The sequence below is a fragment of the Planotetraspora sp. A-T 1434 genome (assembly GCF_025420585.1).
GTDB lineage: Bacteria > Actinomycetota > Actinomycetes > Streptosporangiales > Streptosporangiaceae > JAOEGB01.
Genome location: NZ_JAOEGB010000031.1, coordinates 80,701 through 87,365 on the forward strand (window position 1 = coordinate 80,701; position 6,665 = coordinate 87,365).

A 6,665-nucleotide genomic window follows, 5' to 3' on the forward strand; every position below is an offset into this window, starting at 1 on the left:
TGTATGAAGCGGCTTGGGTCGATTTCACCTCCATAGGGTGGCGACCCACTTATTTTGCAGATCTTCTCATGTGAACTCGACTCACGCGATAGCATGCGACTGATGTTGCTCAAGGGTTTCTGGGTCTTTCATTGTGCTGCTGTGGAGGGGGAGGGCTTCGTGGAGGCGAATGGGGCGCCCATCGGTGCCGGGCTGAATGGTGAGGTCGCCTCCGCGGAAGCGGTCGGGCGAGTGCTTGGCACGCAGGCGGCGTCACCGCTCTCATTCTGGATCGGGCTCGAACCCGGCCGGGTCGTGCAGCTCGATGATGTCGTGGTGACCCGGCGCGAGGTGCCGGGGCACGGGCAGGTCCTGGTGGCCGGGGTCGTCACGACAGTCGAGGCTCGGCACGAGGGTGCCAGTTACGACTCCGACGTGTTCCTCATCGCCGATGGTGCGTTGCCCGCCGCTGTGGTGGAGTCTGCCGAGGTAAGGGTCACCCGGGTAGAACCGGAGGTCTTCGTGCCGCCATTGCCCGGTTCTGTCGTCTACCGGGCTCAGTCCGCTGACCGGGATCAGGCGCTGTACTTCGACGTCATGGACCGGCGGATCCCGATGGGGCTCGGACGTGACGGTCTCCCGCTGTACGTCAACTTCGACTTCCTCGACGGCACCCGCGGCGCACACGTGTCGATCTCCGGAATTTCGGGTGTGGCGACGAAGACCTCGTTCGCCACATTTCTGATCTATTCGATCTTCAACTCGGGCGTCCTGGAGGCGGAGGCGGCCAACACTAAGGCCCTGATCTTTTCGGTGAAGGGCGAGGACCTACTATTTCTCGACCACCCCAACATCCGGCTGAACGACGCGGCCGTCGGCGTGTACGACCGGCTCGGCCTGCCCGCCCGGCCGTTCCAGAGTGTTCATGTGTTTGCGCCGCCGCGTCCCGGCGATCCCAACGGGGTCCCCCACGTTTCAGCCCGGACCCAGGGCGTCAGTGCCTTCTTTTGGACGCTGGCCGAGTTCTGCGCTGAGGAGCTGCTGCGGTTCGTGTTCGCCGACGCGGACGACGAGCGGGCGCAGTACTCCCTGCTTGTGGGCCAGGTCGCGGCCCGGCTGCGGGCCTGGGCGGCGCCGGCCACCGATGGGGGAGCGGTCACGATCACAGTCCCCGACGGGGGGAGCGGCGGGACCACCTCTACCTGTCGTACCTTCGCGGACCTGGTGGATTTCGTCGACGATCAGCTCACGGGCGACGGCACGCGTGCGACCTGGGCGGGGGCGCAGGTGCCGCTCGGCACGGTCAACGCGTTCCTGCGGCGGCTGCGCGGCGCGGTCCGCGCGCTGTCGCCGATCGTCCGCGGGGATCTTCCACCCGACCGGGGGCACTCGATCAGCACCTCGGACGCGCAGGTCTCGATCGTCGACCTGCACAACCTGCCCGAGCGGGCCCAGCGGTTCGTGGTCGGCGTTGTTCTGCGCGGCGAGTTCGCCCGCAAGGAGAGTGCTGGTACGGCACGTCCGCTGCTGTTCGTCGTGCTGGACGAGCTGAACAAGTACGCGCCACGCGACGGCGACTCGCCGATCAAGGAGATTCTGCTCGACGTGGCCGAGCGGGGCCGGTCCCTGGGGGTGATCCTGATCGGTGCCCAGCAGACCGCCTCCGAGGTCGAGCGGCGCATCGTCTCGAACTGCGCCGTCCGGGTCGCTGGGCGGCTCGACCCAGCCGAGGCCGCACGCCCGGAGTATGGCTGGCTTTCCGCGATAGCCCGGGAACGTGCCACGATCGCCAAACCAGGGACGATGTTCGTCGCCCAGCCGGAGATTCCCGTGCCGCTCGCGGTCACTTTCCCGTTCCCCGCTTGGGCGACCCGCCCCTCGGAGGCAGGTCCCGCCCCGGTCACCGCCAGTCGGCGTACGGTCGCCGACCCCTTCGCTGGGCTGCCCGGGGCCGACGACGACGTCCCCCCGTTCTAAGGAGCCGGATGAAAATCCTGCACACCGCCGACTGGCACGTCGGCAAGGTACTCAAAGGCCGATCCCGGATTGACGAGCACCGCGCTGTGCTGCGGGAGCTGGTCGAGCTGGCCCGCCAGGAGGACGTGGACGCGGTCATCGTGGCCGGAGATGTCTTCGACACCTCCGCGCCGACGCCGGAGGCGCAGTCCCTGGTCATGCCCGCGCTGATGGAGCTCCGCGAGGACGGGCGCCACGTCGTGGTACTTGCCGGCAACCACGACAACCCTCATCTGTTCGAGGTGTACCGGCCGGTGCTCGGAGCGCTGGGTATCCATGTCGTGGGCACATTCCGGCGGCCGGACCACGGTGGCACGCTCGCGTTCACCGCTCGTTCGGGCGAGCCGGTACGGCTGGCCGTACTGCCGTTCCTGTCGCGCCGTTACGTGGTCCGCGCGGGCGAGGTGCTCGCGGGCACTCCTGCCGACCACAACCGCGACTACGCCGAACGGGTGGCGGAACTGATCGGCGCCCTCACCGCGAGTTTTGCCGCAGACACCGTCAACCTGGTCACGACGCACGGCACACTCCCCGGCGGCAAGCTCGGCGGCGGCGAGCGCGAGGCGCAGTCCATCTTCTCCTACTACTTCGAGGCCACCGCGTTCCCGGCGTCGACTCAGTACGCCGCCCTGGGCCACCTTCACCGGCGGCAGCAGATGCCGGGAGCGTGCCCGATCTGGTACAGCGGCTCGCCCATCGCGGTCGACTTCGGTGAGGAGCGCAACACCCCCGGAGCGCTGCTTGTCACGGTGGAGCCCGGACGCCCGGCGGCGGTCCGCGAGGTGACCATCGACTCGGCCCGCGCCCTGGCAACGGTGACCGGCACGCTAGCGGAACTGGAGGCCATGGCGGGAGATCTCGGCGAGACCTGGCTGCGCGTGATCGTGGCGGAGAAGCCGCGTCCCGGCCTCGCCGAGACCGTACGGGAAATCCTGCCGACCGCTCTCGACGTCGACCTGGACGAGCGGTTCCGCCCGGTGCGGGCGCGGCGCGGAGTAAGCGGGGAGGCCGGGGCAGCCCGCAGCCCGCGCGAACTGTTCCGCGACTACCTGACGGCCACCGGCCGAGACGACGGCGAGGTCGCCGCGCTGTTCGACCGGCTCTACGACGAGGTGACGAGCTGATGCGCCCCCTGCGACTGCACCTGGACAATTTCGGCAGCTTCCGCGAACCGGTCACCGTGGACTTCGCCGACGTGGACTACTTCGCGCTGGTCGGCCCGACCGGGGCGGGCAAGAGCACGATCATCGACGCGATCTGCTTCGCCTTGTACGGCACGGTGCCGCGCTGGGGCAAGGAGAACGTCATCGCCCACGCTCTGGCACCCTCGGCCACCTCCGGCAAGGTCGCGCTGGTCTTCGAGACCTCCGGCCGCCGCCACGCCGTGGTCCGATCTCTGCGCCGTGACGCCAAGGCCACGGTCCACACCAAGGAGGCCAGGCTCGACGAGCTCGACCCCGGCGTCCCCGCCACGGCCGAGCTCGCCGAGATGCTGGAAGCGGTCGTGCGGCCCGTGGCCGAGGGCGGCGACGACGTCACCGCCGAGGTCCAGCGGATCACGGGCCTTGAGTACAAGTTCTTCACCCAGTGCGTCGTGCTCCCGCAGGGCAAGTTCGCCGAGTTCCTGCACGCCCGGCCGCGCGAGCGGCAGGATCTGCTGGTCCAGCTGCTCGACGCAGAGGTCTACGAGCGGATTCAGAAGCGTGCCGGACGCGAGGAGGACATGGCCAGGCAAGCGGCGATCTTCGCACGGGACCAGCTCGCCAAGCTGTCCGACGCCGATGAGGCGGCGGAACGAGCGGCCGCCGCCCGGCTGGGGTCGCTGCGCGACCTGGTCGGCCGGGTCAGGACCGATCTCGACCTGCTACGCGTGCGCGACCAGGAGGCACAGCGCCTCCGTGAGGAGCGGGACGCTATGGCGGGGCGGCTCGGCGCACTGGCCGCTCTGGCGATGCCCGATGACGTGCCGACCCTCGCCGACACGCTGCGCGACGCGCTAAGTGAGAGCGCCGATCTCACCACAGAGGTGGCGCGGACGGAGGCCGAGGAGCAGCAGGCCGAGGACGCGCTGGCCGCGCTGGACGACCCGGCCGCCCTGACGGCCGAACTCGCGGCGCTCGATCAGTACGAGCGGATGACCGGCGAACTGGAGGCGGCCGAGGCGGAATCGGCGGAGGCGGAGTCCAGGCTCGCGCCGCTCGCCGGACGGCGCGACGGGGCTGAAGCTGCTCTCGCCGAGTCCGAGCGTGACCGTGACCGGCTGCGAGACGTTCACGCCAGTGCGGAGCTGGCGCGACGGCTTGTCGTCGGTGAGGCGTGCCCCACGTGCCTGCGCCCGGTCACGGAGCTTCCCGAGCATGCCGTCTCGGCCGACCTGGAGACGGCGGAGCGCAACGTTCAAGCGGCCAAGAAAGAGGCGGAGGAGGCGCGCACCCGGCAGCAGCGGGCGGAGGCGGAGTCAGCTCACCTGACGCGCAGAGTCCAGGAATTGCGCGACCTGGTGGCGGGGCTCGAGTCCCCGGCCGGCACGTCCCGGGCCGAGATCGAGAGGCGGCTGGCCACCGTCCGCACGGCCGAAAGCCGTACCGCACACGCCCGGCAGGCCGCGCGAGAGGCACGGACCCGGCTGGCCCAGGCGAGACAGCGGTCCGAGGAACTGCGCGGCAAGGGCGAGCAGTCCTGGCGAGATCTGGAAGCCTCCCGGGACACCGTCGTGTCCTTCGGCGCCCCGCCGCTGGACCGCGACGATCTCCACCTGGCCTGGACGGGGCTGCTCGCCTGGCGCGATGGCGTGGCGGCGCGTGAACGGGCCGCACTAGACGCACAGGACGACAAAATCGCTCAGGCCCAGCGGCTGCGTGACCAGGAAAGGGCCGCGCTGGCCACCCGTCTGGCAGATCACGATGTCGCCGTCCCGCCCGAGGCCACGCCCGAGCGGATCGGCGAGATCGTGGTGGCCGCGGTCGCACAGGCGGAAAGCCGGCTGGAGAGGGTCAAGGAGAATCAAAGGCTGGCCGGCGAGCTGGAGGAGCAGGCCAAATCGAAGGAGCAGGAGGCACGGGTCGCCCACGAACTCGCGCTGCGGCTGCGCGCCGACGCGTTCGAACGCTGGCTGTGCTCCGAAGCGCTCGAACTGCTGGTCGCCACGGCTTCCGGCACCCTGCGCGACCTGTCCGACGGCCAGTACGAGCTGGCGGTCAGCCCCAGGAGCGACATCGAGGTCATCGACTACGCCGAGGCGGGGATGCGGCGCAGCGCTCGGACGCTGTCGGGTGGAGAGACCTTCCAGGCCGCACTCGCCCTCGCGCTGGCCCTGTCAAGCCAGGTGGCCGGCCTGTCCGCGGCGGCCGCCCGCAGCCTCGACTCGATCTTCCTGGATGAAGGGTTCGGAACACTCGACCCCGCCACGCTGGACACGGTCGCCACGACGCTCGAACGCCTGGCCACCGGAGGGGAGCGGATGGTCGGGGTGGTCACTCACGTGCCCGCGCTGGCCGACCGGGTGCCGGTCCGATTCGAGATCACCCGCGACGCCAAGGGGTCGCATCTGCGGAAGGCGGCGCAGTGAGCATCGCGACCAGCCATGCGGCGTTCACCGTCGATGCCTGGGACCCCGGGTATGCGGCGGCCCTGGCTGTTGAGGCGCTCGCCGAGCTGGGGCCGACGAGCGCCGAGCTCGACCTGGACGTGGAGCTCCCCGCCGACGACTGGCACCCCGTCAGCCCCGCTGCGGGCACCGCTCCTCCCGCCGTCTTGCTGATAGCCGATGGCGTCCGCCGGATCGACGCCCGCGTCTGGATCCATGATCCGGATGCCGCCATGCCCACGCCCGGAATCGCCGCGTCGTACGCCGCGGGGATCGTCCGATGCGCTTTCGGGAACGGCACGCCCGCGACCCTCGCCGCCATTGAGGTCAGCCGGTCCCTGTTCAGCGCCTCGCCGTACGCGCCGGATGTCAAGACCACCGCCGGTGCCTACCAGTCGCTGCCCGCTGCCGGCGCCACGATGGAGGAGCTCTCCCTGGCGCTTCAGCAGCGGCTGACGCAACTAGAGGTGGACCTCGCGGTGCGCTACCGCGCTGAGGCCGGCGGCGACGACCTGCTCCTCGTTGACGGACCCTTGCGTGGCCGGACGCACCTGCCCCGGACCGTCGGGTATGTCAAGACGCATCACACGGCCTACCTCCCCGCGCCCCAGGCCGGTGTCGTTTCCGCGTTGCTTCCCGGACAGCGCACACCGATCTTCCTGATGGGCACCAGCTGGCGCCGCCACGCCTGGTATCTGTGCCTGCCCGTCCGATCCGCCGCACCCTGGGCGGGGATCGTGCGCATCGAGGCCAGTGCCGACATGCGCAGGGACGAGTTGGTCGAGCTCGCCGACGCGGTCACGCTCGTCCTGCCGTTCCTCGCCGGTGTGGATTACAAAGATCCGCGTGCCCCGCAGAACCTCGTTCCCATCGGCGGACTGGAAAAGCTCCTGCGACACCGGCTCGGCGACGCCCGCCTGCTGTACCGCTCCCTCTGTACTGCTGCCGCCCATTGAATTGGATCCGCCCCTCGGCAGTATGACGCTGTCCAATATGCCTTCCGCCGCCTTTCTCCGAGCGGTGTTATCCCGGGCCCAAGATGTCGGGTAGGTAGTGGACCTGGTGGTCATGGCGAGCGAATAGC

Annotated in this window: 4 protein-coding genes; all 4 read left to right on the plus strand. The window is 69.9% G+C overall.

From position 1 onward, the window contains the following. Positions 1-102 precede the first annotated feature (102 nt). Genes N5079_RS30580 through N5079_RS30595 form a run of 4 tightly spaced genes read left to right on the plus strand, consistent with a single transcriptional unit; the run spans position 103 to position 6,537 of the window. A complete protein-coding gene (locus N5079_RS30580) occupies positions 103-1,956 on the plus strand; it encodes an ATP-binding protein (protein WP_261587640.1) in 1,854 nt (617 codons plus the stop codon). Positions 1,957-1,964: 8 nt separating this feature from the next. Beyond that, positions 1,965-3,119: an exonuclease SbcCD subunit D gene (locus tag N5079_RS30585; RefSeq protein ID WP_261587641.1), complete on the plus strand. Its 1,155-nt coding sequence runs from the start codon at positions 1,965-1,967 to the stop codon at positions 3,117-3,119. Then, positions 3,119-5,563 carry an AAA family ATPase gene (locus N5079_RS30590; RefSeq protein WP_261587642.1) on the plus strand — a complete coding sequence of 815 codons (2,445 nt, stop codon included), beginning with the start codon at positions 3,119-3,121 and terminating at the stop codon, positions 5,561-5,563. The genes N5079_RS30585 and N5079_RS30590 overlap by 1 nt, the downstream gene beginning before the upstream one ends. Continuing rightward, complete coding sequence (locus N5079_RS30595; protein WP_261587643.1) at positions 5,560-6,537, plus strand: hypothetical protein; 978 nt, start codon at positions 5,560-5,562, stop codon at positions 6,535-6,537. Before N5079_RS30590 ends, N5079_RS30595 begins: the two co-directional genes overlap by 4 nt. Positions 6,538-6,665: the final 128 nt, after the last annotated feature.

What these genes read in the sequence shown, in the direction of transcription:
- N5079_RS30580 (WP_261587640.1), top strand. Translation starts at nt 103, where the DNA reads ATGTTGCTCAAGGGTTTCTGGGTCTTTCATTGTGCTGCTGTGGAGGGG.
- N5079_RS30585 (WP_261587641.1), top strand. Translation starts at nt 1,965, where the DNA reads ATGAAAATCCTGCACACCGCCGACTGGCACGTCGGCAAGGTACTCAAA.
- N5079_RS30590 (WP_261587642.1), top strand. Translation starts at nt 3,119, where the DNA reads ATGCGCCCCCTGCGACTGCACCTGGACAATTTCGGCAGCTTCCGCGAA.